Source organism: Phaeovulum sp., assembly GCF_030684035.1.
In the GTDB taxonomy this organism is placed as follows: Bacteria; Pseudomonadota; Alphaproteobacteria; order Rhodobacterales; family Rhodobacteraceae; genus UBA6213.
In genome coordinates this window covers 24,212-46,931 of record NZ_JAUXPI010000041.1, presented here as the reverse complement: position 1 = coordinate 46,931, position 22,720 = coordinate 24,212, and the positions used below count along the sequence as shown (strand labels likewise).

The 22,720-nt window shown below is 65.5% G+C and carries 22 protein-coding genes, 1 tRNA gene and 1 riboswitch; of the genes, 10 read left to right on the top strand and 13 right to left on the bottom strand.

What is annotated here, in order from left to right; translation table 11 throughout:
* The first annotated feature begins 23 nt into the window (after positions 1–23).
* Together Q8J98_RS09325 and Q8J98_RS09320 are read left to right on the top strand one after the other, a co-directional pair.
* Positions 24–1,496, top strand: coding sequence for a leucyl aminopeptidase (locus Q8J98_RS09325; RefSeq protein ID WP_305294090.1), 1,473 nt, complete (start codon positions 24–26; stop codon positions 1,494–1,496).
* A gap of 3 nt (positions 1,497–1,499) precedes the next feature.
* Positions 1,500–1,967 carry a DNA polymerase III subunit chi gene (locus Q8J98_RS09320; RefSeq protein ID WP_305294089.1) on the top strand — a complete coding sequence of 156 codons (468 nt, stop codon included), beginning with the start codon at positions 1,500–1,502 and terminating at the stop codon, positions 1,965–1,967.
* Between the two features lie 82 nt (positions 1,968–2,049).
* Here the strand turns inward: Q8J98_RS09320 and Q8J98_RS09315 are convergent, their stop codons facing one another.
* Together Q8J98_RS09315 and Q8J98_RS09310 are read right to left on the bottom strand one after the other, a co-directional pair.
* Positions 2,050–2,628 carry a TIGR02281 family clan AA aspartic protease gene (locus Q8J98_RS09315; protein WP_305294088.1) on the bottom strand — a complete coding sequence of 193 codons (579 nt, stop codon included), beginning with the start codon at positions 2,626–2,628 and terminating at the stop codon, positions 2,050–2,052.
* 3 nt (positions 2,629–2,631) lie between these two features.
* Positions 2,632–3,249: a MarC family protein gene (locus Q8J98_RS09310; protein ID WP_305294087.1), complete on the bottom strand. Its 618-nt coding sequence runs from the start codon at positions 3,247–3,249 to the stop codon at positions 2,632–2,634.
* Between the two features lie 166 nt (positions 3,250–3,415).
* On the opposite strand from Q8J98_RS09310, the gene Q8J98_RS09305 reads away from it, so the two are divergent.
* The 4 genes from Q8J98_RS09305 to Q8J98_RS09290 are packed head-to-tail and all read left to right on the top strand — an operon-like array spanning position 3,416 to position 5,996.
* Complete coding sequence (locus tag Q8J98_RS09305; RefSeq protein WP_305294086.1) at positions 3,416–3,637, top strand: twin-arginine translocase TatA/TatE family subunit; 222 nt, start codon at positions 3,416–3,418, stop codon at positions 3,635–3,637.
* A 39-nt stretch (positions 3,638–3,676) separates the two neighbouring features.
* Complete coding sequence (tatB, locus tag Q8J98_RS09300) at positions 3,677–4,276, top strand: Sec-independent protein translocase protein TatB (RefSeq protein WP_305294085.1); 600 nt, start codon at positions 3,677–3,679, stop codon at positions 4,274–4,276.
* Positions 4,273–5,160 (top strand): twin-arginine translocase subunit TatC, encoded by an 888-nt coding sequence (tatC, locus tag Q8J98_RS09295; RefSeq protein WP_305294084.1) that lies wholly within the window; start codon positions 4,273–4,275, stop codon positions 5,158–5,160. The genes tatB and tatC overlap by 4 nt, the downstream gene beginning before the upstream one ends.
* The gene (locus Q8J98_RS09290; RefSeq protein ID WP_305294083.1) at positions 5,157–5,996 is read left to right on the top strand and encodes an ATP-binding protein; all 840 of its coding nucleotides are present in this window, start codon (positions 5,157–5,159) and stop codon (positions 5,994–5,996) included. The genes tatC and Q8J98_RS09290 overlap by 4 nt, the downstream gene beginning before the upstream one ends.
* Before the next feature lie 109 nt (positions 5,997–6,105).
* Here Q8J98_RS09290 and typA read toward each other — a convergent pair whose 3' ends face one another.
* The gene (gene typA, locus Q8J98_RS09285; RefSeq protein WP_305294082.1) at positions 6,106–7,923 is read right to left on the bottom strand and encodes a translational GTPase TypA; all 1,818 of its coding nucleotides are present in this window, start codon (positions 7,921–7,923) and stop codon (positions 6,106–6,108) included.
* A gap of 101 nt (positions 7,924–8,024) precedes the next feature.
* Entirely contained in the window at positions 8,025–8,627 is a 603-nt protein-coding gene (locus Q8J98_RS09280; RefSeq protein ID WP_305294081.1) for a YitT family protein, read from the bottom strand.
* A 471-nt stretch (positions 8,628–9,098) separates the two neighbouring features.
* Here Q8J98_RS09280 and Q8J98_RS09275 point away from each other — a divergent pair, with 471 nt between their 5' ends.
* Positions 9,099–9,320: a hypothetical protein gene (locus Q8J98_RS09275; RefSeq protein WP_305185351.1), complete on the top strand. Its 222-nt coding sequence runs from the start codon at positions 9,099–9,101 to the stop codon at positions 9,318–9,320.
* Between the two features lie 55 nt (positions 9,321–9,375).
* On the opposite strand, the gene Q8J98_RS09270 is transcribed toward Q8J98_RS09275, so the two are convergent.
* The 8 genes from Q8J98_RS09270 to Q8J98_RS09235 form a co-directional block, all read right to left on the bottom strand.
* A complete protein-coding gene (locus Q8J98_RS09270; protein ID WP_305294080.1) occupies positions 9,376–10,590 on the bottom strand; it encodes an NADP-dependent isocitrate dehydrogenase in 1,215 nt (404 codons plus the stop codon).
* Positions 10,591–10,693: 103 nt separating this feature from the next.
* Positions 10,694–11,374 (bottom strand): DNA alkylation repair protein, encoded by a 681-nt coding sequence (locus Q8J98_RS09265; protein WP_305294079.1) that lies wholly within the window; start codon positions 11,372–11,374, stop codon positions 10,694–10,696.
* Positions 11,371–13,185: a glutamine--fructose-6-phosphate transaminase (isomerizing) gene (gene glmS, locus Q8J98_RS09260; RefSeq protein WP_305294078.1), complete on the bottom strand. Its 1,815-nt coding sequence runs from the start codon at positions 13,183–13,185 to the stop codon at positions 11,371–11,373. The genes Q8J98_RS09265 and glmS overlap by 4 nt, the downstream gene beginning before the upstream one ends.
* Positions 13,185–14,534, bottom strand: coding sequence for a bifunctional UDP-N-acetylglucosamine diphosphorylase/glucosamine-1-phosphate N-acetyltransferase GlmU (gene glmU, locus Q8J98_RS09255; RefSeq protein ID WP_305294077.1), 1,350 nt, complete (start codon positions 14,532–14,534; stop codon positions 13,185–13,187). Before glmU ends, glmS begins: the two co-directional genes overlap by 1 nt.
* A 111-nt stretch (positions 14,535–14,645) precedes the next feature.
* A complete protein-coding gene (locus Q8J98_RS09250) occupies positions 14,646–15,968 on the bottom strand; it encodes a 3-deoxy-D-manno-octulosonic acid transferase (RefSeq protein ID WP_305294076.1) in 1,323 nt (440 codons plus the stop codon).
* A 121-nt stretch (positions 15,969–16,089) separates the two neighbouring features.
* Positions 16,090–16,164, bottom strand: a tRNA-Gly gene (locus Q8J98_RS09245).
* 117 nt (positions 16,165–16,281) lie between these two features.
* Positions 16,282–17,022: a TerC family protein gene (locus tag Q8J98_RS09240; protein WP_305294075.1), complete on the bottom strand. Its 741-nt coding sequence runs from the start codon at positions 17,020–17,022 to the stop codon at positions 16,282–16,284.
* Between the two features lie 105 nt (positions 17,023–17,127).
* Positions 17,128–18,570 carry a catalase gene (locus tag Q8J98_RS09235; protein WP_305294074.1) on the bottom strand — a complete coding sequence of 481 codons (1,443 nt, stop codon included), beginning with the start codon at positions 18,568–18,570 and terminating at the stop codon, positions 17,128–17,130.
* Positions 18,571–18,657: 87 nt separating this feature from the next.
* Between Q8J98_RS09235 and Q8J98_RS09230 the strand changes: the two genes are divergently transcribed.
* Together Q8J98_RS09230 and lipA are read left to right on the top strand one after the other, a co-directional pair.
* Complete coding sequence (locus Q8J98_RS09230) at positions 18,658–19,581, top strand: LysR family transcriptional regulator (protein ID WP_305185344.1); 924 nt, start codon at positions 18,658–18,660, stop codon at positions 19,579–19,581.
* Between the two features lie 90 nt (positions 19,582–19,671).
* Entirely contained in the window at positions 19,672–20,625 is a 954-nt protein-coding gene (gene lipA / locus Q8J98_RS09225; protein WP_305294073.1) for a lipoyl synthase, read from the top strand.
* Between the two features lie 8 nt (positions 20,626–20,633).
* On the opposite strand, the gene Q8J98_RS09220 is transcribed toward lipA, so the two are convergent.
* The gene (locus Q8J98_RS09220) at positions 20,634–21,095 is read right to left on the bottom strand and encodes a cytochrome c (protein WP_305294072.1); all 462 of its coding nucleotides are present in this window, start codon (positions 21,093–21,095) and stop codon (positions 20,634–20,636) included.
* 215 nt (positions 21,096–21,310) lie between these two features.
* On the opposite strand from Q8J98_RS09220, the gene Q8J98_RS09215 reads away from it, so the two are divergent.
* Positions 21,311–22,372 (top strand): DUF475 domain-containing protein, encoded by a 1,062-nt coding sequence (locus Q8J98_RS09215; protein WP_305294071.1) that lies wholly within the window; start codon positions 21,311–21,313, stop codon positions 22,370–22,372.
* A gap of 18 nt (positions 22,373–22,390) precedes the next feature.
* A riboswitch (cobalamin riboswitch) is annotated at positions 22,391–22,600 on the top strand.
* The last annotated feature ends 120 nt before the right edge of the window (positions 22,601–22,720 follow it).

Below are 22,720 nucleotides of genomic sequence, written 5' to 3'. Positions count from 1 at the left end.
AAACACCCGTGAAGGAATCCGCCATGCCGCATCCCGTCGCCATCCACTTTCGTGACATCGACTCTGCGGCGCTTGCGGCTGCCACGGGCAGACTGGTGCTCCTGGGCGAACCGGGAGAGCCGATTGCCGCTGCCGCACGCCCGATCGACCGCCGTTTGCGCGGCGCGATCAGCCGCGCCGTGGCGAGCGAGGCTTTCGCCAAGCTCAAGCCGGGCGAGGCGCTGGAGTTGGGCTTTCCCGCAGGGCTTTCGGCGGAGGCGGTGCAGATCGTGCGGCTGGCGCGTCGCGCCAGTGTCGCCGATGCGCGCAAGGCAGGCGCTGCAATCGCCAAGGCGCTGGGCGCAGCGGGTGCGCTGGTGCTGACCGGGGCGCACCGGCTTTCGCATGAAATCAGCTTCGGGCTGGCGCTGCGGGCCTACGAGTTCGGCGCGCACAAGACCGACGCCCCGAAACTGTTCGGCGAAGTCGGCTTTCAGGTTGCCAACCCCGAGGCGGTGGCCGGCCTTGCCCGCCCGATGGCGGCTTTGGCCGAAGGCGTGTTTTTCACCCGCGATCTGGTGAACGAACCTGCAAACGTGCTGACCACCGATGATTTCGCGGCCCGCCTTGCGGCGATGCACGAACTTGGCCTCGAAGTTGAAATCCTTGAGGAAGGCACGCTGAAACTGCTCGGCATGGGGGCTTTGCTTGGCGTTGGGCAGGGTTCGCCCAGCCCCTCCAAGGTGGTGGTGATGCAGTGGAATGGCGGCCCCGCGGGTGAGGCACCGCTGGCGCTGGTCGGCAAGGGCGTGGTGTTCGATACCGGCGGCATTTCCATAAAGCCTGCGCTCGGCATGGAGGAAATGACCATGGACATGGGCGGGGCAGGGGTGGTGGCCGGGGTCATGCGGACACTGGCGCTGCGCGGTGCCAAGGCCAACGTCGTGGGCATCGTCGGCCTGGTCGAGAACATGCCCGACGGGCGGGCGCAACGCCCCGGCGATGTCGTGCGCTCGATGAAGGGTGACACGATCGAGGTGATCAATACCGATGCCGAGGGCCGGCTGGTTCTGGCCGATGTGCTCTGGTACGCGCAGGAACGCTTCAAGCCTTCTGCAATGATCAACCTCGCCACCCTCACCGGTGCAATCATCATCGGCCTTGGCCACGAGAACGCCGGCGTGTTCTCGAACAATGACGCGCTGGCCGCGGCGCTGCTCAAGGCCGCGGCTGCCGAAGGCGAAGGGGCCTGGCGCATGCCGATGGGGCCTGCCTACGACGCCAAGCTCAAGTCGCGCATTGCCGATATGCGCAACTCGGTCGGCCGTCCTGCGGGCGCGATCACCGCCGCGCAATTCCTCGCGCGTTTCGTGAAACCGGAAACCGCCTGGGCGCATATCGACATCGCGGGTGTCGCACTGCCGCCCGAGGAAACCACGCTTGCGCCCAAGGGGGCGAGTGGCTGGGGGGTGATGACGCTCGACCGGCTGATCCGCGACGGCTACGAGGCCCGCTGAGCCATGGCACAGGCGCTGTTCTACCAGCTTGGCGCTTCGCCGCTCGCGGCGCTGGTCGCCACGCTTGCCACGCGGGCGCTTGCCCAGGGCTGGCGGGTGGAACTGCGCGGCACCGACCGGGCCCGGATGGAGCAGCTTGACGGCCAGCTCTGGCTTGGCCAGGGCGAAGGCTTCCTGCCGCACGGGCTTTGCGGTGGCCCTGCCGACGCGCGCCAGCCAATGCTGCTGACCCACGGGCCCGGCCCCGCCGCCAACACGCCGATGGCGCTGATGGCAATCGACGCGGCCGAGGTGGACCCCGCCGAGGCGGCGGCGCTGCAACGGGTCTGGGTGATCTTTGACGGTGCCTTGCCCGAGGCGCTGGAGCATGCCCGCGCGCAGTGGCGGCAGCTTTCGGAAATCCTGCCCGCGCAATACTGGAGCGATGTTGGCGGGCGCTGGGAAAAAAAGGCAGAGCGCGCACCCGGCTGAAGCCGAAGCGCGCTCGGCGGGGGATATTTGGGCAAGGCATTCGCGCAGCCTTGGTCAAAGTATTCCCGCCGGGGGCAGCTTTCTACCGCTCCAGCACCAGTTTGCGCGGGGTCATTTCCAGCCGTGAGAATCGCGCCAGATAGGCCATTCCCAGCAGCGAACTTGCCATTTCGCCGCGGTTCACCACGGCGCGCACATCGTGGTCGGTCACCCCGCCAAGCGCCATCGTACCAATGAAAACCGGCGCGGTCTCGACCGTGCCATTCGCGGTTTCGGCGCGCTGGTAATAGGAAAGGCGCGCCGGGTCGAGACCGATGCGGGCGGCATCTCGGGTGCTGAGCACGATGTCGCTGGCACCGGTATCGACGGTAAAGCGCACGGCGACGCCGTTCAGTTCCGCGACCAGATAGAAATGCCCGTCGGCGGCAACCGGCACCTCGATCCGGCCGCTGGCATCGAGACTTTGCACCGGCAGCACCTCGCGGCGGATGTCGGACCAAAGGCCCGCCCCGGCAATCAGCCCGACGAAGATGAAACCCCAGACCATCGCCTGCTGCACGGTCTTGCCGGGGCGGCGGCGAAACTCGGCCACGACATAGCCGCCCACCGCCAGCAGCAGCAACGCAAGGTAGCCAAAGCGTGCCATGGTATCGCCATCCATCGCCTAGGCCCCCACGATCCCGGCACCGCGCAGCCCGTCGAGAATGAACTGGGTCGCGAGCGCCGCGAGCAACATGCCCAGCAGGCGGGTTACCACCATGGTTCCGGTGCGCCCCAATGCCCGCTCGATCGGCGCGGCGGCGAGGAACAGCACGAAAACCAGCGCCAGCACCGCCGCCATGGCCAGATGCACCTGCAAAAGCCCGGTCCAGTCGCCCGCCTGCCCGGTCAGCAGGATCATGGTTGCAAGCGCCCCCGGGCCAGCAATCAGCGGCGTTGCCAGCGGAAACACCGAAGGGTCGTCGGCGTGGCTCGGGTGCTGGCCCTCGCGCCGCTGCGTGCGACGCTCGAAAAGCATGTCGAGCGCGGTGAGAAACAAAAGCACCCCGCCGGCAATCCGGAAAGCGGGCAGCGAAATTCCGACCGCACCCAGCAGCCTGTCGCCCAGAACGCCAAAGAGTGTCATCAGCACCGCCGCGATCAGCACCGCGCGCAAGCCCACCCGCCGCCGCGCCGCAGGCTCCATGCCGCCGGTCAGCGCCACGAACAGCGGCGCAAGGCCGATCGGGTCCACGACCACGAACAGCGTGACAAAGGCGGTCAGGGCAAATGCGGTATCCATGGTTCTCCCTCTGGCCATAGCTGGCGCAGCCGCGCCGATTGCGCAAGCGCGGCAACGGAAAAAATCCGCCGCCGCGCGTCAAAGGGGCTTTGATTGCCGCCCTGTTGGCCATACATGGGTGCATACACCGCGCCCCGCCAGGGCGCGACTGGCAGGAGGAAGAGCCATGTTCAACAATATCGGCCCGCTGGGGCTTTTGCTGATTGCAGTGGTGGTACTGGTGCTGTTCGGGCGGGGCAAGATCTCGTCGCTGATGGGCGAAGTCGGCAAAGGCATCACCTCGTTCAAGCGCGGCATCAAGGAAGGCCAGGCGGAAATCGAAAATGTCGCCGCCGATACCGCGCGCGACGTGACCCCCGAGGCTGAAAAGCCCAAGGACAAGGTCTGACAACAGGCGCGGCACGACTGGCGCGGAGGCCCGGGCAGGATGTTTGACATCGGCGGAAGCGAATTGCTGGTGATCGGCATTGTGGCGCTGATCGTGGTCGGCCCCAAGGACCTGCCCGGCATGTTCCGCACCCTTGGCCGCTTTACCGCCAAGGCGCGCGGCATGGCGCGCGAGTTTTCCCGCGCCATGGAAGATGCGGCAGACGCCACCGGCATGCGCGAAACAGCTAATGACATCAAGGGGCTGACATCGAAAAAGGCGCTCGGGCTTGATGCGCTTGACGACGCGGCAGACGCGCTCAAGCGCTGGAACCCGAAACTCAAGGGCGGCTATACGCCCGGCCCGCTGCCCGAGCCGAAGCCTGCAGCCGCCCCCGTAGCTACGGCAAATCCGGCAAATCCCGAGGCCGCGCCGACAACCGCTGCAACAGGGGCCAAGCCCGCCCGCTCTCGCGCCCACGAGGCGCTGGCAGGTGCCGCGCCGACTGCTGCCCCCGCCGCAAAGCCCGCCCCGGCAGCCGCTTCCGCACCGGCCCCCGCCGCCACTGGACCCGCCGCCGCAAAATCTGCAGCCGCAAAACCCCCGCCCCGTCCGCGCGCCGCGCGCGCAGCTGCCGCAGCGCCGAAGGGTGATGCATGAGTGCCGCAACCCCCGACGAGGTCGATGCCTCTTCCGCGCCGCTGATCGAGCATCTTGCCGAACTGCGCCGCCGCCTGATCTGGGCGGTGCTGGCCTTTACCGTGGCGATGCTGCTCTGTTTCACCGTCTGGAACCCGATCTTCAATTTCCTGACCCGCCCGATCTGCGCGGCACTTGATGCCCGCGGGCAGGAATGCGGGCTGGTGCTGATCAAGCTTCAGGAAGGCTTTTTCGTCGCTGTCAGCATCTCTTTTCTTGGCGGCTTCGCGCTGTCGTTTCCGATCATCGGCTATCAGCTCTGGCGGTTCGTGGCACCGGGGCTCTACAAGACCGAGAGGAACGCCTTTCTGCCCTTCCTCGTTGCCTCGCCCGCGATGTTCTTTCTGGGCGCGGCATTCGCCTATTTCGTGATCCTGCCGATGGCCTTCACCTTCTTCCTCGGTTTCCAGCAAGGGCCGCTCGTGCCGCTGCCGCCGGATAGCGCGGCGGCCGATCTGGCCCCGCTCGCCGAGGCGGGTATCGTGTTTCAAGGCTCGGTGCAGGAATATCTCGGCCTGACAATCAAGTTCATTCTGGCCTTCGGTCTGTGCTTTCAGTTGCCGGTTCTGCTCACCTTGATGGGCAAGGCGGGGCTGGTGAGTGCCGCTGCGCTCAAGCGGGTGCGGCGCTACGCGATAGTCGGCATTCTGGCGCTTGCCGCAGTTGCGACCCCGCCCGACGTGATTTCGCAAGTTGTGCTTTTCGTCGTGGTCTATGGTCTCTATGAGGTCTCGATCTTCCTGGTGCAGCGCATGGAGAAGGCGCGTGAAGCGCGGCTGCGCGCCGAGGGGCTCTGGGTCGAGGACGAGGAGGACGAGGTCGAGGAGAAAGAGGCCGCGAAGTGAGCGATCCCTTGGACCGCATCGCCGCAGCCCTTGAGCGGCTGGCCCCCGCGCCCGCCCCCGGCCCCGATTTTGATGCTGCCGCTGCCTTTGTCTGGCACACCGCACCAGACCGGCTGGAGCCGGTGGCCGAGGTGAGCCGCGTCGATCTGGCGCTGCTCTTGGGCATCGACCGGGCGCGCGACACGCTTCTGGCCAATACCGAACAGTTTGCCCGTGGTCGCGCGGCAAACAACGCGCTTTTGTGGGGCGCGCGCGGCATGGGCAAATCATCGTTGGTCAAGGCGGTGCATGCGACGGTGCTGGCGCGTGGGCACAGCCTGACGCTGGTCGAACTTGGGCGCGACGATCTGCCCTCGGTGCCGCGCCTGCTCGCGCATCTGCGCGCTGCAAGCCCGCGCCGCTTCGTGCTTTTTTGCGATGATCTGTCGTTTTCGGCCGATGATCAGCATTACAAGAGCCTGAAAGCGGTGCTCGATGGCGGCATCGAAGGGCGGCCCGCCAACGTGCTTTTCTACGCGACGTCGAACCGCCGCCACCTGATGCCGCGCGAGATGATCGAGAACGAACGCTCTACCGCGATCAGCCCTTCGGAAGCGGTCGAGGAAAAGGTTTCGCTTTCTGATCGCTTCGGCCTCTGGCTCGGCTTTCATCCCTGCGGACAGGACGAATTCCTGGCGATGATCGAAGGCTACTGCGCCGCCTACGGTCTGGCGGTCGATGCCGCCCGGCTCCGCGCCGAGGCCATCGAATGGCAGGCAACGCGCGGTGCCCGTTCGGGCCGCGTCGCCTGGCAATATTTCACCGATCTGGCGGGGCGGCACGGGTTGGCGCTCTGAGCGCGGTGGCTGCGCTCCGCGGGGGATATTTCTTTCTGAAGCATCTGCTTCAGAAAGAAATATCCCCGCCGGAGGCCAGCACCAAAGCGGGCAGGAGCAACAGCCGCGCCTAGCCCACCTTGGCCGCGCGCTTGCGCTCATGCGGGTCAAGGTAGCGCTTGCGCATGCGAATGGCCTTGGGCGTGACCTCGACCAGTTCATCATCGTCGATATAGGCGATGGCTGCTTCAAGGCTCATCCGCACCGGGGTGGTCAGGCGCACCGCTTCGTCGGTGCCCGAGGCGCGCATGTTGGTCAGCTTCTTGCCCTTGAGCGGGTTCACGTCGAGATCATTGTCGCGGCTGTGTTCGCCAATGATCATGCCCTCATAGACCTGTTCCTGCGCGCCGATGAACATCTTGCCGCGGTCTTCAAGGTTCCAGAGCGCGAAGGCCACCGAAACCCCCGCCTCCATCGACACCAGCACGCCTTGCCTGCGGCCCTGGATCGGGCCGCGATAGGGGGTCCAGCTGTGAAAGATGCGGTTCAGAACGCCATTGCCGCGGGTGTCGGTCATGAACTCGCCCTGATAGCCGATCAGCCCGCGCGAGGGCACATGTGCCACGATCCGGGTCTTGCCGTGACCGGCCGGGCGCATTTCGACCAGATCGCCCTTGCGCGCCGAGGTGAGCTTGTCGATCACCGCGCCCGCGTATTCGTCATCGACATCGATGATGACCTCTTCAAGCGGCTCGTGGCGTTCGCCGTCGATGTCACGAAAGATCACCCGCGGGCGCGAGATCGAAAGCTCGAAGCCTTCGCGGCGCATGTTCTCGATCAGCACGCCCATCTGCAATTCACCGCGGCCAGAGACCACGAAGGCGTCGCCCGAGGGGGTATCTTCGACCTTGATCGCCACATTCGATTCCGCCTCGCGCAGCAGCCGGTCGCGGATCACCCGCGACTGCACCTTGGCCCCGTCGCGCCCCGCCAGCGGGCTGTCGTTGATACCGAAGGTCACCGAAATGGTCGGCGGGTCGATCGGCTGCGCGGGCAGCGCAACATCGATCGAAAGATCGCAGAGCGTATCGGCAACGTTGGCCTTGGACATGCCCGCGACGGTAACGATATCGCCCGCTTCGGCGAGGTCGATGGCGGTTTGCGAAAGCCCGCGGAAGGCGAGGATTTTCGAGACCCGGAATTGCTCCAGCTTTTCGCCGGTGCGGCTGAGCGCCTTCAGGGTTTCTCCGACCTTGAGGCGGCCGGATTCGACGCGGCCGGTCAGGATGCGGCCGATGAAGGGGTCAAGCCCGAGCGTGGTGGCCAGCATGCGAAACGGCTCGTCGCGGCGCGAAATCTGCCGCGGTGCCTCGACATGCGCCAGGATCAGATCAAAGAGCGCCGACAGATCCTTGCGCGGCCCATCGAGCGTAAGATCGGCCCAGCCGCCGATGCCCGAGGCGTAGATATGGGGAAAGTCGAGTTGCGCATCCGAGGCACCGAGGTTGGCGAAAAGGTCGAACACCTCGTTGAGTGCGCGGTCAGGCTCGGCCGCCGGCTTGTCGACCTTGTTGAGCACGACGATGGGCTTGAGCCCCAGCGCCAGCGCCTTTGAGGTGACGAATTTGGTTTGCGGCATCGGGCCTTCGGCGGCATCGACCAAGAGGCAGACGCCATCGACCATGCTCAGGATGCGTTCCACCTCGCCGCCGAAATCGGCGTGGCCGGGGGTATCGACGATGTTGATGCGCACGCCTTTCCACTCGACCGAGGTGGCCTTGGCCAGAATCGTGATGCCACGCTCACGCTCGATATCGTTCGAGTCCATCGCCCGCTCGGTCGTGGCCTGATTTTCGCGGTAGGTGCCCGACTGCTTGAGCAGTTCGTCAACCAGGGTGGTCTTGCCGTGGTCAACGTGTGCGATGATCGCGATATTGCGAAGGTCCATTATGTCCGCCAAATTCATGCTGCGGGCCAGCGCATAATCGATCCGGGCGCGCTTGGCCAGTCGAATGCGCGCCCGACCGCGGCAAATCGGCGCGCCATGCGTCAGGCCGCAATGTAGCGATCACGGCGGTGATTCATCGCGATCACCAGGTTGAGCACCAGTGCGCCAAGGAACGACCAGGCGACGGTGTGCCATTCGCGCAGCGCAAGTGCCACGCTGAACAGGCAGGCGTCGAAAATGAGCTGGGTCCAGCCGGCGCGAAAGCCGCTGCGGTCTTGCAGGTAAAGCGCCACGATGCCGACCCCGCCGAGGCTTGCGCCGTGGCGAAAAAGCGCGAGCAGCGCCGCCCCGGACATGAAGCCGATCATCACCGCGCCCAAGCCTGGGTTGAGGTAGGTAAAACTGACCCATTGCGGCATCAGCGTGGACAGCACCGAGACCAGCGCCACCGCGGCAAAGGTCTTGAGCGTGAAGACCCAGCCCATGCGGCGGTAGCCGAGCCAGTAGAAGGGCAGGTTGATGGCAAAGAACACCGGCCCGAAGCCCCAGCCGGTTGCATAGGAAATGAGCACCGCCAGCCCCGCCGTCTGGCCGGTGACAAAGCCCAGATGCGTCAGCATGACGATGGCGAAGGCCGCCATGCCCGCGCCATAGGCGATGCCTTGCGCGTCTTCAAGCGGGGTGTGGTGGGTGGCATCGGTCATCGGGGCCCCGGAGTTCGGTGCCGGGGGTTTCACACCCCCGGACCCCGGTGGGATATTTGCGCTGAAGCAAACATGCAAGGGGCTGCGCCGGAACGCGCCTGTTGTGAAATCGCCACAGCCTTTGCGGCTTTGTGGCCACGGTTACGGCCTCGGGCTTGGCCGGGCGCGCAAACTGTGGCACTTGGCCGCGAACCGGCACCGCAGCAAGGGAGGCGTCACATGGCACATCCGACCGCCTCCGCTTCGCGGGCCCGTATTCGCGCGCCGTATGGCATTTGGTGCGCGAAACCTCTCGCCCGCCGAGGCTGAGGCACTCCGGGGCAGATCGCGCCCTGACACTCCAGCAACCGACCCGGACTGAACCCTTGCGGGGCTGCGCCCCCTGACCGCCTTGCGGTCTGCCACGAGGTTTCGGCACGGTCCCCCTTTCCCCAAGGAGCCGGTGCGCCCCCAAGCGGCCGGAAACATGAAATGGCACAAGATCAAGCCCGTGCGGGGGCGGTTTCCGCACAGATATTGCAGGATCTGATCGAAGAATTGGGTGCCTGGAGGGTGCTTGGCGCGGTACTGCGCGCGCTGACCGGGGTGCGGCGGCAGCCGCGCGATGCGCGCGCGCTCAGCCCCCACATCCGCCGCGATATCGGGCTGCCGCCTAGCGCCGCACCACCGGTAGGGCGGGGGCAGTTCTGGTGAGCGACAAAGGGCCGGGTGCATTGCTGCACCCGGCCCCCAGAGACATGGCAGCGGATCAGCCCTTCAGCGCCGCGTTCAGGTATTCATCGACCTTTTCAAGGTAGCCCATGGTGGTGAGCCATTTCTGCTCGGGGCCGACCAGCAGGGCGAGGTCCTTGGTCATGTAACCGTCTTCGACGGCCTGCACGCAGACCTTTTCCAGCGTGGTGGCAAAGCGCATCAGTGCGGCGTTGTCATCGAGTTTGGCCCGGTGCTTGAGGCCGCCGGTCCAGGCGTAGATCGAGGCGACAGAGTTGGTCGAGGTCGCCTTGCCCTTCTGATGCTCGCGGAAGTGGCGGGTCACGGTGCCATGCGCGGCCTCGGCTTCGACGGTCTTGCCATCGGGGGTCATCAGCACCGAGGTCATCAGGCCCAGCGAGCCGAAGCCTTGCGCAACGGTATCGGATTGCACGTCGCCATCGTAGTTCTTGCAAGCCCAGACATAGCCGCCCGACCATTTCAGGCAACTTGCCACCATGTCGTCGATCAGCCGGTGTTCGTAGGTGATCCCGGCCTTCTTGAATGCCTCGGCGAATTCCTCTTCATAAACTTGCTGAAACAGGTCCTTGAAGCGGCCGTCATAGGCCTTGAGGATGGTGTTCTTGGTCGAAAGATAGACCGGCCAGCCTTTCAGCAGGCCATAGTTCATCGACGAGCGCGCGAAGTCGATGATCGACTGGTCGAGGTTGTACATGCCCATCACCACGCCCGCACCGGGCGCGTCATAAACCTCGCGCTCGATCACCGTGCCATCGTCGCCGACGAATTTCAGCGTCAGCTTGCCCTTGCCGGGAAAGCGAAAGTCGGTGGCCTTGTACTGGTCGCCGAAGGCGTGGCGGCCAACGACAATCGGCTGGGTCCAGCCGGGAACCAGGCGCGGCACGTTGCGGCAGATGATCGGCTCGCGGAAGATCACCCCGCCAAGGATGTTGCGGATGGTGCCGTTCGGCGATTTCCACATCTGCTTGAGGCCGAATTCCTCAACCCGCGCCTCATCGGGGGTGATGGTCGCGCATTTGACGCCAACCCCGTATTTCTGGATCGCGAGCGCCGCATCGACGGTAATCTGGTCGTTGGTGCGGTCGCGTTCCTCGATGCCGAGGTCGTAATATTTCAGGTCGATGTCGAGATAGGGCAGGATCAGCTTTTTCTTGATGAAATCCCAGATGATCCGGGTCATTTCATCGCCGTCGAGTTCAACGACGGGGTTGGCTACCTTGATTTTCGACATGGGGGCCTCGTGGGTTGGGGGATTCGGTTGCGGCCTCATAGCCTAGTGCGCGGCGTTTGGGAAGGGCGGTATGCAATTGCATACCGAATGGCCGGTGATGCGATCACCCGCCGAGGTACTTTGAGGCTTCCTTCACCGCGAATGGCTTGAGCGCAGCGCCATGTTCCGCCAGCCAGGCACGGGCGCGGCTGGCATCATGCTTCGAAAGGTCGCGCAGCCACCAGGCGATCGATTTCTGAATGAACCAGTCGCGGTCGGGGGCAAGCCGGGCGGCCCAGCCGAGCACGCGCGCACGAATGGCTTCGTCGGCGGGTTTCGGATGCGGCAGCCGGGTCCAGGGCAGAGTGAAAACCAGCGCCGCCCGGCGCGCCCACATGTTCGGCTGCCCAAGCCAGGCCTCGACCTCGTCAAGCCGTTCCGGATGGGCAACAAGGCGGCGCGCCCCGGCGGCGGCAGCGTGGTCGGCAATTGCCCAGGCATCGAACCCGGGCACCCAGGAGGCGATCAGCGCCCAAACCGCGCCGTCATTGGCGATGCGCGCTTGGGTAAGCAGTTTTGCGGCCGCAATTCGCGCTTCGTGAATGTCAGACCGCCAGAGCGCGTCGGCCAAGGCCACCCTTCCTGCCACATCAAGGCCTGCCCGCCACTCTGCCACCAGAGCCTCGATCTGCGGCACCGCAATGCCAAGATAGCGGCGCGGTGCCTTGTGATAGGCGGCGGAGCCTGCGGCGCGGACCGGGTCGGCCAGGGCCGAAAGCGCCGCAAGCTCAACCGCTCCAATCATTCCACCGTCACCGATTTTGCCAGATTGCGCGGCTGGTCCACATCGGTGCCCTTGGCGATGGCGGTATGATAGGCCAGAAGCTGCGCCGGGATCGCATAGAGGATGGGGGCAAAGGGTTCGGCCACCTGCGGCAGCTTCAAGCTTGCCCAGACCCCCGCCGATGCCGCCTGCAACCCGGCCGCATCCGAGACCAGAAGCACCTGCCCGTGCCGCGCCATCACCTCTTGCATGTTCGACACGGTCTTGTCGAAAAGTCGGTCGTGGGGTGCCATCACCACCACCGGCACCAACCGGTCCACCAGCGCTATCGGGCCATGCTTCAACTCGCCCGACGCATAGCCTTCAGCGTGTATGTAGCTGATTTCCTTGAGCTTCAACGCGCCTTCAAGGGCGAGCGGAAACATTGGCCCACGGCCAAGGAACAGCACATCCTGCGCCTCGGCAATGCGTTCGGCCAGCCGCGCGATCTCGCCCGAAAGCGCCAGCGCCTGGTTCATCAGGCCGGGCAGAGAATTGAGCGCGGCGATATGGCCAGCCAGCGCCTCGGGTTCGATCCGGCCACGGTCGACGCCCGCCTTGAGCGCCAGCACCGCCAGCACCGCAAGCTGGCAGGTAAAGGCCTTTGTCGAGGCCACACCGACCTCGATGCCCGCCATGATCGGCAGCGCAAGGTCGGCTTCGCGTGCGATCGACGAACTGGCCACATTGACCACGGCAACGATCCTCTGCTCCTGCGCCTTGCAATAGCGCAGCGCCGCGAGCGTGTCGGCGGTTTCGCCCGACTGGCTGACAAAAAGCGCCATTCCGCCCTTGGGCAACGGCGGTTCGCGGTAGCGAAATTCGGAGGCGACGTCAATTTCGCAAGACAGGCCCGCGAGCGCCTCAAACCAGTATTTCGCCACCGAACAGGCGTAGAAGGCGGTGCCGCAGGCCACCAGCGTCAGCCGCTCGGTCCCGGAAAAATCCAGCCCCTCCGGCAGGTTGAGCTTGCCGCCTTGCAGGTAATGCGCCAGCGCATCGCCGAGAACCGCAGGTTGCTCGGCAATCTCCTTGGCCATGAAATGTTTGTAACCGGCCTTTTCAACGCGGGTCTGGCCAAGGTCGATGCGCTGCATTTCCCGGTTGGCGCGGCGGCCTTGCGCGTCGAAAATCTCGGCACCGGCGCGGCTGACAAAGGCATGATCGCCCTCGTCCAGATAGGTGATTGCGTCGGTAAAGGGTGCCAGAGCAATTGCATCGGAGCCCACGAACATCTCGCCGCTGCCATGGCCGATGGCAAGCGGGCTGCCCTTGCGCGCGGCGATCAGCAGGTCAGGCTCGCCGTCAAACAGGAACAGCAGCGCGAAGGCACCGGTAAGCCGGGCGAGCGTGGCCGCTGCGGCCGCTCGCGCGCTCATGCCGCTGTCCATGTAAAGCCGCGCAAGAAGTGCGACGGTTTCGGTATCGGTCTCGGTTTCGGGGTGAAGGCCCGCCGCCGCCAGCTCGGCGCGCAAGTCGCGGTAGTTTTCGATGATGCCGTTATGCACCACCGCCACCGGGCCGGACCGGTGCGGGTGCGCGTTGCCCTCGTTTGCGGCCCCATGCGTGGCCCAGCGGGTATGGCCGATACCTGCCTTGCCGGGCAGCGGTTCATGCACCAGAAGGTCGGAGAGGTTGGCAAGCTTGCCCACCGCACGGCGGCGGTCAAGCCGCCCGGAGTTCACCGTGGCGATGCCTGCCGAATCGTAGCCGCGGTATTCCAGCCGCTTCAGGCTTTCAACCAGCAGTGGCGCAACCTCATGATTTCCCAGAATCCCGATAATGCCGCACATCAGGCCTTGCCCCCGGCCCGGCGCGCCTTTTCGGCGCGTAACCGCTCCATGAGTTTTGCCGCCAGTCCGGGCTTGTTTTCCTGCCGCGCCCGCCCCAGCGCCACCGCGCCCGCAGGAACATCGGCGGTGATGACCGAACCCGAGCCGGTCAGCGCGCCCGCACCCACCCTGACCGGGGCCACCAGCATCGTATCGGAGCCGATGAAGGCATCGGCACCGATTTCGGTGTGGTGTTTCATCACGCCATCGTAGTTGCAGGTTACCGTGCCCGCGCCGATGTTGGTACGCTCGCCCACATGCGCATCGCCAAGGTAGGTGAGATGGCCAACCTTGACGCCCTCATCAAGGATGGAGTTCTTGATCTCGACGAAGTTGCCCACATGCACATCTTCGGCCAGTTCCGCGCCGGGGCGCAGCCGAGCGAAGGGCCCGACGGTAGCCCCGCGCGAGATATGGCAGCCTTCAAGGTGGCAAAAGGCGCGCACCTCTGCCCCCGATTCAATGGTGACACCGGGGCCGAACACCACATTCGGCCCGATCACCGCATCGCGCCCGATCCATGTATCGAGCGCGAAGAACACGGTATCCGGGGCGGTCAGGGTAACGCCGTTGTCCAGCGCCTCGGCGCGGGCACGGGCCTGAAACAGCGCCTCGGCGCGGGCAAGCTCGGCGCGGGTGTTGATCCCCATGGTCTCGGCCTCGGCGCAGGTGACGACAGCGGCAGAAAGACCCTCGGCGCGGGCGGCGGCGATGATGTCGGTCAGGTAGTATTCGCCTGCGGCATTGGCGTTTGTCAGCCCCGCAACCAGCCGGGCGAGAATCGCGGCATTGGCGCAGATCACGCCGGAATTGCAAAGGGTTATGGCGCGTTCTTCAGGTGTTGCATCCTTGAACTCGACAATCCGTTCCAGCCCCGCCCGGCTGGTGACAAGCCTGCCATAGCGCCCCGGCTCGGCCGCCTCGAAGCCCAGCACCACGACATCGGCGCGCGCCGCGACCATGTCGCGCAGGGTCTCGGGGCGGATGAACGGGGTGTCGCCGTAGATCACCAGCACTCGCTCCTCGAAACCGTCAAGCCTGGGCAGCGCGGTTGCCACCGCGTGGCCGGTGCCGAGCTGCTCTGCCTGAATGACCACCTCTGCCTCGGGGCAGAACAGGGCTACGGCCTGGCGCACCTCTTCGGCTTCGTGGCCCGCCACCACCACCACCCGCGCCGGTTCGATCGCCGTGGCTGCGGCGAGCGCGTGGGCGATCAGCGGCGCGGCACCCAGGTGATGCAACACCTTTGGCAGGTCGGAATTCATGCGGGTGCCCTGGCCTGCAGCGAGGACGATGACGGCGACAGCCATTGCAATGCCTTTTTTCTACGCGTGGCCCGTTTTAGCGAAGCCGCCGCGCGCCGCAAGGGAAACCGCTTCACGCAAGTTTTCGGGCTGTTACAACGGCGCGGGTCTGCCGCTTCATCCGCGCCTGGCGGCACCGGCCCCGGCAGGGTCGAGTGTTGCGGCAATCGCCGCCGCCAGTGCCGCCTGCACCGCATCGGCGCTGGCTGAAACCGCCCCGCGCGCGGCTTGCGCCTGCGCCGCCGCTGCCGCACCGCCATCGGCCAGAAGGTCCACAATCGCCGCAGCCAGTGCCTCGGCATCCGCCACCTTGCGCGCGCCGCCCGCCGCATCGAGCCGGGCATAGATTTCGGAAAAATTGGCTGTGTGCGGGCCGTGCAGAACCGCCGCCCCCTGCGCCACCGGCTCATAGGGGTTGTGGCCGCCGACCGCGATCAGCGATCCGCCGAGAAAGGCGACCGGCGCAAGGTCGAACCAAAGCCCCATCTCGCCCAGCGTATCGGCAAGATAGACCTCGGCGGTGGCCGCATCGCCCACCCCGGCCGCGCGCTCAGCGGGGGCAAAGCCCGCTGCCCGCGCCATGGCGGCAACCGATGCCCCCCGTTCGGGGTGGCGCGGCGCGAGGATCAGCAGCAGGCCCGGCATCGCGGCCCCGGCAAGCCGGTGCGCGGCCAGCACCATTGCCTCCTCTCCGGCGTGGGTCGAGGCCGCCAGCCACCTCGGCCGCCCCGCCCATGCCGCAGCCAGCCTGCCGCGTTCGGCGGCATCGAAGGGCAGGGGGCTGGTGTTTTCCTTCAGCGAGCCGAGGCTTTGCAGCCGCGCGGGCGGCAGGCCCAAGGCCGCAAGATGCCGAGCGGTTTGTGCATCTTGCGCGAAAACCTGCGCAAAACACGCCAAAAGCCGCTGCGCAAGTGCGGGCACCCGCTGCCAGCGCCGTGCCGAGCGGTCGGACATGCGGGCATTGACCAGCAACATCGGTATCCTGCGCGCGGCAGTCTGGCCGATCAGCCTTGGCCAAAGCTCGCTTTCCACCCAGACCGCCGCATCGGGCCTCCAGTGGTCGAGAAACCGCGTCACCGCGCCCGGCAGATCAAGCGGCAGATATTGGTGCAGCACCCGCCGGGGCAACCGCTCAGCGGCAAGGCGCGCCGAGGTCATGGTCGAGGTTGTAACCAGCAGCGCGGTCTGCGGCCGTGCCTCGGCGAGCGCGGCAATCAGCCCGGTGACCGAGGCCAGTTCGCCCACCGAGGCTGCATGCAGCCATAAAAGCTGGCCCTCGGGGCGGCGCGCGCCCGGCGCGCCCAGTTTTTCGCGCCACCGCCGCTTGTCTTCGCGCCCGCGCGCCGCACGCCGCGCCAGCATTACCCGAAACACCGGGGCCAGAAGCGCCGAGCACACAAGGTAGAGCGCCAGAATTGCGGCACCGATTGCTTGCTGCATGGTTCCGGCTGTCCCCTCTGGTTCTCTTTGCTCGCGGCACCTGAGGCTGCGTGGTATGGCTTGTCAAGCAGGGGGTGCAAAACACGAAAGGCCCCCGGATTCCCGAGGGCCTTTCGTGTTTTGGAGCGGGCGAAGGGATTCGAACCCTCGACCCTAACCTTGGCAAGGTTATGCTCTACCCCTGAGCTACGCCCGCGCTCCGTTCCCTTACCCGCCCTGCGGCGGTTTCGGTGACGGGGGATGTATAAAGTCATGGCGCGCGCCGCAAGGGAAAAATGCGCGGGCGGCGAAAAATCCGCCCGCGCCGCCAGAGCTATTGCGCCAACCTTGTGTTGCGCCGCTTTAGCCGCCAGAGGTTCAGCCCCTCGACGCCTCCGGCAAAGACCATCGCCGCGTAGATGAAGCCGCGTTCCACATGGTGGTGCATGCCGTCCGATACCAGCGCCATGCCGACCATCAACAGGAATGCCAGCGCCAGCATCTTGGTAGAAGGATGCGCCGCGATGAATTCGGCGATCGGCTCTGCCGCGACCATCATCACCAGAATTGCCACCACGACCGCCGCCACCATCACTTCGATGTGGTCAGCGATGCCAATCGCGGTGATGACGGAGTCGAGCGAAAAGACGAGGTCGAGCACCATGATCTGCACCACCACCGCGAAGAGCGTCGCCTTTGCCGCGCCTGCGGTGGCATGCGTCTCGCCCTCGACCTCGGAAAAAATCTCGGTCGCGGCCTTCCAGATCAGAAAGAGCCCGCCCGCAAGCAGGATGATGTCGCGCCACGAGGCACCGAACCCCGCCACCGTCAGCACCGGTTCCGACATGCCGATGATCCAGGTGATCGAGAACAAAAGCCCGATGCGCAACACCAGCGCCCCCGAAAGCCCGATAAAGCGCGCTCGGCGACGCTCCGCCACAGGCAGACGCTCGGCGGCGATCGAGATGAAGATGACGTTATCGACGCCAAGCACGATTTCAAGAACGGTCAGGGTCAGAAACGAAGCCCAGACCGCCGGGTTGCCCAAAAGCTCGATCACAATCCGCCCTCGCATGCTGACCGGGCCCGGGTGCCCGGCGAATGCCGCATTGCTAAGCTGGCGAAGGCGTTGCGGCAAGCGCTGGCGGGGTGCCGCGCAGGCACCCCGCCGGTCTTGAGACTAGTTTGCCGCAGCAAGCGCCGCGCGGATGCCCGCGCCGTAAGCCTGCGAGATGGCATCGTAATGGGCAAGCGCCCGGTCGATGATCTGCTGCGGCACTCCGGCCATCGACGCGGCGGTGTTAGCATATAGCCGCGCCCGCTCCCCGGCGTTCAGCACCTTGTCATGCAGGGCGCGCGGCTGGGCGTAATCGTCAATCTGCTGCGCATGGGCATGGTGCCCGGTGGCACCCGACACCGGCAATGCTGGCTCGGCCACGCCGGGGTCTTGCGTGACCCCGCCCACCGAATTCGGCTCGTAATAGGCATCGACAGCGCCGGTTTGCGGGCCGACGAAGTTCATCGCGCCGTCCTTGTGGTAATGGTGAACCGGGCACCTGGGCTGATTGACCGGCAGCGCCTCGTAATGCGTGCCAAGCCGGTAGCGGTGCGCATCGGCGTAGCTGAAAACGCGCGCCTGCAACATCTTGTCGGGGCTGAAGCCGATGCCGGGCACCTTGTTCGAGGGGCTGAAAGCCGCCTGCTCGATCTGGGCAAAGTAGTTGTCGGCGTTGCGGTTGAGTTCGAAATAGCCGACCTCGTGCAGCGGAAAATCGGCATGCGGCCAGACCTTGGTCAGATCGAACGGATCAAAGGCGGTTTGCTGCGCCTCCGCCTCGGACATGATCTGGATTTTCAGCGTCCAGCGCGGGAACCGCCCGGCCTCGATACCGCCAAAAAGCGCCTCCTGATAGCCTTCGCGACTGCGGGCTATCATCGCGTTGCCTTCGGCATTGGTGAAATGTGCATGGCCCTGCCGGGTCTTGAAATGGAACTTTACCCAGACCCTCTCGCCCTTTGCGTTCCACAGCGAATAGGTGTGGCTGCCGTAGCCGTTCATCCGCGTCGGATCTTGCGGCAGGCCGCGGTCGCTCATCAGGATCGTGACCTGATGCAGGCTTTCGGGCACCAGGCTCCAGAAATCCCACATCGCGGTGTTGGAGCGCAGATTGCTGCGCGGGTGGCGCTTCTGGGTGTGGATGAAATCGGGGAATTTCAGCGGATCGCGGATGAAGAACACCGGGGTGTTGTTGCCCACAAGGTCCCAGTTGCCCTCATCGGTGTAGAACTTCAGCGCGAAGCCGCGCACGTCGCGCTCGTGGTCGGCGGCACCGGCCTCGCCCGCCACGGTCGAGAACCGCGCCAGCATCGGCGTGGTCTTGCCTACCGCGCCAAAGATCGAGGCGCGGGTATGGCGGGTGATGTCATGGGTGACGGTAAAGGTGCCAAAGGCCCCCCAACCCTTGGCGTGCACGGTGCGTTCGGGAATGCGCTCGCGGTTCTGATGCGCGAGCTTTTCGAGCAGTTGGTAATCCTGCATCAAAAGCGGGCCGCGCAGGCCTGCGGTTTCGGAATTCTGGTTGTCGGCAACGGGTGCACCGGCAGTGGTGGTCAGGCGGGACATGGCAAACTCCTTGTGATCGGGGCAACCTAACGGCATGCGACGATCAATGGAAATTGCATATTCTGCTACATGCGATAAGATTGCCTTATGAACATCACGCTCCGCCAGCTTTCCTATTTCCTTGCGCTTATCGAAACCGGGCATTTCGGGCGCGCGGCGGAAAAGGTGCATGTCACCCAGCCCGCGCTTTCGATGCAGATCCGTGCATTGGAGGGCGCGCTAGGGTTGGCCTTGGTCGAGCGGCTGCCGCGTGGCTTGGTGCCGACACGGGCGGGCAGGGTGCTGGCGCGCCGCGCCGCCCGGGTGCTGGCAGAGGTGCAGGAACTTGCGGCGGAGGCGCGGCATCTCGGCCTTGGCGCGGCGTTGCACCTTGGCATCATCCCCACCGTCGCGCCCTATCTTTTGCCGCCATTGCTGCCCCGCTTCAGGGAAATCTCCGGCACCGGCGAATTGCGCCTGCGCGAGGCGCAGACCGCGCTTCTGCTGGCTGCACTTGCCGAGGGGGCGCTTGATGCGGTGGTGATCGCCGGGCCGGTGAACGACCCGGGGCTGATTACGCAGGCGCTGTTCGAAGACCGCTTTTTGCTTGCGGGCAGCGCGGCGCGCCTTGCCGCGCTTGGTGCTGCGCGCGAGGCGTTGCGCCCGCGCGCGCTCGACCCGGACGAATTGTTGTTGCTCGACGAAGGCCACTGTCTTGCGGATCAGGCGCTTGATGTCTGCGGTCTGACGCGCTCGACCACCCGGCTCGACCTTGGGGCCTCGTCGCTGGCCACGCTTTGCGGCCTGGTGGCGCAGGGCGCGGGCCTGACCTTTCTGCCAGAGCTGGCGCTGGCGGGCGAAGCCACGCCCGGCCTTGTCTGCGCGCGCTTTGCCGCCCCCGAACCGGCGCGGGAGCTGTTGCTTGTGCGCCGCGCCGCGAGTTCGGGCGAGGGCTGGTTTGAACCGCTTGCCGGGGCGCTGACGGCTGCCGGGCAAGGGCTGATCGCCGCCGCCCGCGCCCGGTTGCCCTGAGCAAACCTTTCGCGCGGCTTGCCCCTTGGACAAAACCCGTCCGATGCACTAGATCAGTCGCTGCGGCCCTGCCGCCAGCCAGGAGCCAGCATGTCGCGCGACCTCAAGATCCCCGGCGAACGCCACCCGGAAAAGGCCCACAGGCCCGATCAGGAGCAGCCGAAGAAACCGGCCTGGATACGGGTCAAGGCCCCGACATCCGAGGGTTACAAGACCACCCGCGATACGCTGCGGTCAAACCGGCTGGTCACCGTTTGCGAAGAGGCAGGCTGCCCGAACGTCGGTGAATGCTGGAGCGCGGGCCACGCGACGATGATGATCATGGGGGACATCTGCACCCGTGGCTGCTCGTTCTGCAACATCGCCACCGGCAAGCCCGACACGCTCGATGCGTTTGAGCCGGGGCGGGTGGCGCAGGCGGTGGCGACGCTGGGGCTCAAACATGTCGTCATTACCAGCGTTGACCGCGATGACCTGGCCGACGGCGGTGCCGAGCATTTTGCCGCCACGATCCGCGCCATCCGGCACCGCGCCCCCGGCACCACGATCGAGGTGCTGACCCCCGATTTTCTCAAATGCGGCCCGGAGGCGCTGGAAACTGTCGTTGCCGCGCGCCCCGACGTGTTCAACCACAACCTTGAAACCGTGCCCGGGCTATACCCCACGGTGCGCCCCGGAGCGCGCTATTTTGCCAGCCTGCGCCTGTTGCAGCGCGCCAAGGAGCTTGACCCCGGCCTGTTCACCAAATCGGGCATCATGGTTGGGCTCGGGGAAGACGCGCAGGGGGTGCGCCAGGTGATGGACGATCTGCGCGCCGCGGATGTCGATTTTCTGACCATCGGCCAATATCTGCAACCCACGCCCAAACACCACCGCGTTGACCGCTTCGTGACCCCCGAGGAATTCAAGGGTTACGAGGGGGCCGCCTATGGCAAGGGGTTCCTGATGGTTTCGGCAACCCCGCTCACCCGATCCAGCTATCATGCGGGCGACGATTTCGCCCGCCTGCGCGCGGCACGGCAGGCAAAGCTCGGGCAGGCATAGCCCGGCGGTCAGTTGACCTCGGGATAGGCCGCGTGGCACGAGCGGCAACTGCTGCCGACACTCGCAAGCGCGTCGCGCATCGGGGCAAGCCCGGTCGCGGCGACCGGTGCCAGCGCCACGATGGCCGCTGACATGTCGTCAAGCCCGCGGCTGTCGGCGGCGGGAATGGGCGCGGTACCCGGCCCGGTCAGGCTGGCTTTGGTGATGCCCGCCGAGGTCGCATTGGCCCAGAGCGGCGACTGGTCGAGTTGCACCAGCATTGCCAAATTCATCGCCGCATTCTCGGCAACGACCGAGTTGTAGGCAAGCGTGCCGCGATTCATCGCCTCCAGCGGCGCAACATAGGGCCCGACAAGTTTGGAGAAGGCCTGCCGTTCCGGTAGTTGGGTCAGCGAAGCCTCATTTCGCCCCTGCGCGGCTGCCATGCCGAAGGTCAGGGCGAAAGCCAGCGCGCCCAAAAGCGCGCGCATTGCCTGTTTCCCTTATGTCACACACTGCGCGACCTATAAACCACATTGCCGCAAAACCGAATCGCGCTGATGAACCTGCGACAATCGGCTGCACCCCTGCCGATGCGTTGCCGCCGTGCCGCAGGCTGTGGCGTTGCGCCTCCTGACCCTTGCCGTTGCCCCTGGCCAGCCCTATCTCGGCACCACGCGCAGAGCGGCGCTGCATCGGAGCCCGGATGAAAGCTTCCCTCCACTATTTCAGATGGGCCTTTGCATTCACCGCGGCCGGTCTGATCCTCGCCTATTGGCTTGGGGTGATTTATGGCGGCCTGGCCGGTGGCATCTCGTTTTTCCTGATTGCCGCCGTGCTCGCGGTGCTGGAAATCTCGCTCTCTTTCGACAACGCCATCGTCAACGCCAACAAGCTCAAGCAAATGACACCGGTCTGGCAGCGCCGGTTCCTGACTTGGGGCATCGTCATAGCGGTATTCGGCATGCGGGTGGCGTTTCCCTTGCTGATCGTGGTGGTGGCCGCCGGGATCGGGCCATTCGAGGCAATCCACCTTGCCGCTGTGCGGCCCGACGAATACGCCCGCATCATCGGGGACGCGCATCTTTCCATCGCTGCCTTTGGTGGTTCTTTCCTGATGATGGTGGCGCTGCGCTACTTCATCGACGAGGGCAAAGAGGTCGATTGGATCCGCATGCTCGAATGCCAGTTGCGCCGCTGTGCCTCGGTGCGCGGATTGGAGATCGCGCTGGTCCTGATCGTGGTGATGCTTTGCACGCTGCTTTTGCCGGATAACCGCGAACACGAATTTCTGCTGGCATCGCTTGCCGGGCTGCTCACCTTTCTGCTGGTCGAGGTGCTGGGACAGGTGCTTGACCAGAAAGCGGCGGCCTTGACCGCCGCGGCCAAAGGCGGGCTTGGCGCATTTCTTTACCTTGAGGTGCTTGACGCTTCCTTCAGCTTCGACGGCGTGATCGGGGCTTTCGCGCTGACGCAGAACCTGTTCCTGATCGCCATAGGTCTTGGCATCGGTGCCGTCTATGTACGCTCGATGACAATCATGCTGGTTGAAAGGAACACCCTGGCCGAGTTCCGCTATCTGGAACACGGCGCATTCTGGTCGATCCTCGTGCTGTCGCTCATCATGTTCGCGCAGACCATGTGGCACATTCCGGAAATGGTCACCGGGCTTCTCGGTGCCGGTTTCATCGGCCTGTCGCTGGTTTCTTCGGTGCGCCATAACCGCGCCAGCCGCGCTGAGGCGCAGGCCGAGCAATCGCACCCTTGACAGCCGCGCGCCGTAGCGCGATCAAAGAGCCTCTTCGGTTTCGCCTCGTGAGGGGCGGATGAAAAGGGAACCCGGTGCGGCAGCGCTTGCTGCCTACTCCGGGGCTGCCCCCGCAACTGTAAGCGGCGAGCGAAGGCCGACACATGCCACTGGGGGCCACACCCCGGGAAGGCCGGCCCAAGCCCTGACCCGCGAGCCAGGAGACCTGCCGAGGTGATCACTCTTTTCCGCCGCGCGGGGTGCGCGGAGGGGCGGGCATTCCGCTTGAGGTGATAGGCACCGTCGGCGGAAAGTAAATCTTTCCAAAGGCTTGAATTGGGCAGCGCCAAATGGGGCGCGAATGGAAAG

Excerpts from the sequence above, each read along its gene's own strand:
- Q8J98_RS09325 (WP_305294090.1), top strand. The coding sequence starts at position 24 with ATGCCGCATCCCGTCGCCATCCACTTTCGTGACATCGACTCTGCGGCG.
- Q8J98_RS09320 (WP_305294089.1), top strand. The coding sequence starts at position 1,500 with ATGGCACAGGCGCTGTTCTACCAGCTTGGCGCTTCGCCGCTCGCGGCG.
- Q8J98_RS09315 (WP_305294088.1), bottom strand. The coding sequence starts at position 2,628 with ATGGATGGCGATACCATGGCACGCTTTGGCTACCTTGCGTTGCTGCTG.
- Q8J98_RS09310 (WP_305294087.1), bottom strand. The coding sequence starts at position 3,249 with ATGGATACCGCATTTGCCCTGACCGCCTTTGTCACGCTGTTCGTGGTC.
- Q8J98_RS09305 (WP_305294086.1), top strand. The coding sequence starts at position 3,416 with ATGTTCAACAATATCGGCCCGCTGGGGCTTTTGCTGATTGCAGTGGTG.
- tatB (WP_305294085.1), top strand. The coding sequence starts at position 3,677 with ATGTTTGACATCGGCGGAAGCGAATTGCTGGTGATCGGCATTGTGGCG.
- tatC (WP_305294084.1), top strand. The coding sequence starts at position 4,273 with ATGAGTGCCGCAACCCCCGACGAGGTCGATGCCTCTTCCGCGCCGCTG.
- typA (WP_305294082.1), bottom strand. The coding sequence starts at position 7,923 with ATGGACCTTCGCAATATCGCGATCATCGCACACGTTGACCACGGCAAG.
- Q8J98_RS09280 (WP_305294081.1), bottom strand. The coding sequence starts at position 8,627 with ATGACCGATGCCACCCACCACACCCCGCTTGAAGACGCGCAAGGCATC.
- Q8J98_RS09275 (WP_305185351.1), top strand. The coding sequence starts at position 9,099 with ATGGCACAAGATCAAGCCCGTGCGGGGGCGGTTTCCGCACAGATATTG.
- Q8J98_RS09270 (WP_305294080.1), bottom strand. The coding sequence starts at position 10,590 with ATGTCGAAAATCAAGGTAGCCAACCCCGTCGTTGAACTCGACGGCGAT.
- Q8J98_RS09265 (WP_305294079.1), bottom strand. The coding sequence starts at position 11,374 with ATGATTGGAGCGGTTGAGCTTGCGGCGCTTTCGGCCCTGGCCGACCCG.
- glmS (WP_305294078.1), bottom strand. The coding sequence starts at position 13,185 with ATGTGCGGCATTATCGGGATTCTGGGAAATCATGAGGTTGCGCCACTG.
- glmU (WP_305294077.1), bottom strand. The coding sequence starts at position 14,534 with ATGGCTGTCGCCGTCATCGTCCTCGCTGCAGGCCAGGGCACCCGCATG.
- Q8J98_RS09250 (WP_305294076.1), bottom strand. The coding sequence starts at position 15,968 with ATGCAGCAAGCAATCGGTGCCGCAATTCTGGCGCTCTACCTTGTGTGC.
- Q8J98_RS09240 (WP_305294075.1), bottom strand. The coding sequence starts at position 17,022 with ATGCGAGGGCGGATTGTGATCGAGCTTTTGGGCAACCCGGCGGTCTGG.
- Q8J98_RS09235 (WP_305294074.1), bottom strand. The coding sequence starts at position 18,570 with ATGTCCCGCCTGACCACCACTGCCGGTGCACCCGTTGCCGACAACCAG.
- Q8J98_RS09230 (WP_305185344.1), top strand. The coding sequence starts at position 18,658 with ATGAACATCACGCTCCGCCAGCTTTCCTATTTCCTTGCGCTTATCGAA.
- lipA (WP_305294073.1), top strand. The coding sequence starts at position 19,672 with ATGTCGCGCGACCTCAAGATCCCCGGCGAACGCCACCCGGAAAAGGCC.
- Q8J98_RS09220 (WP_305294072.1), bottom strand. The coding sequence starts at position 21,095 with ATGCGCGCGCTTTTGGGCGCGCTGGCTTTCGCCCTGACCTTCGGCATG.
- Q8J98_RS09215 (WP_305294071.1), top strand. The coding sequence starts at position 21,311 with ATGAAAGCTTCCCTCCACTATTTCAGATGGGCCTTTGCATTCACCGCG.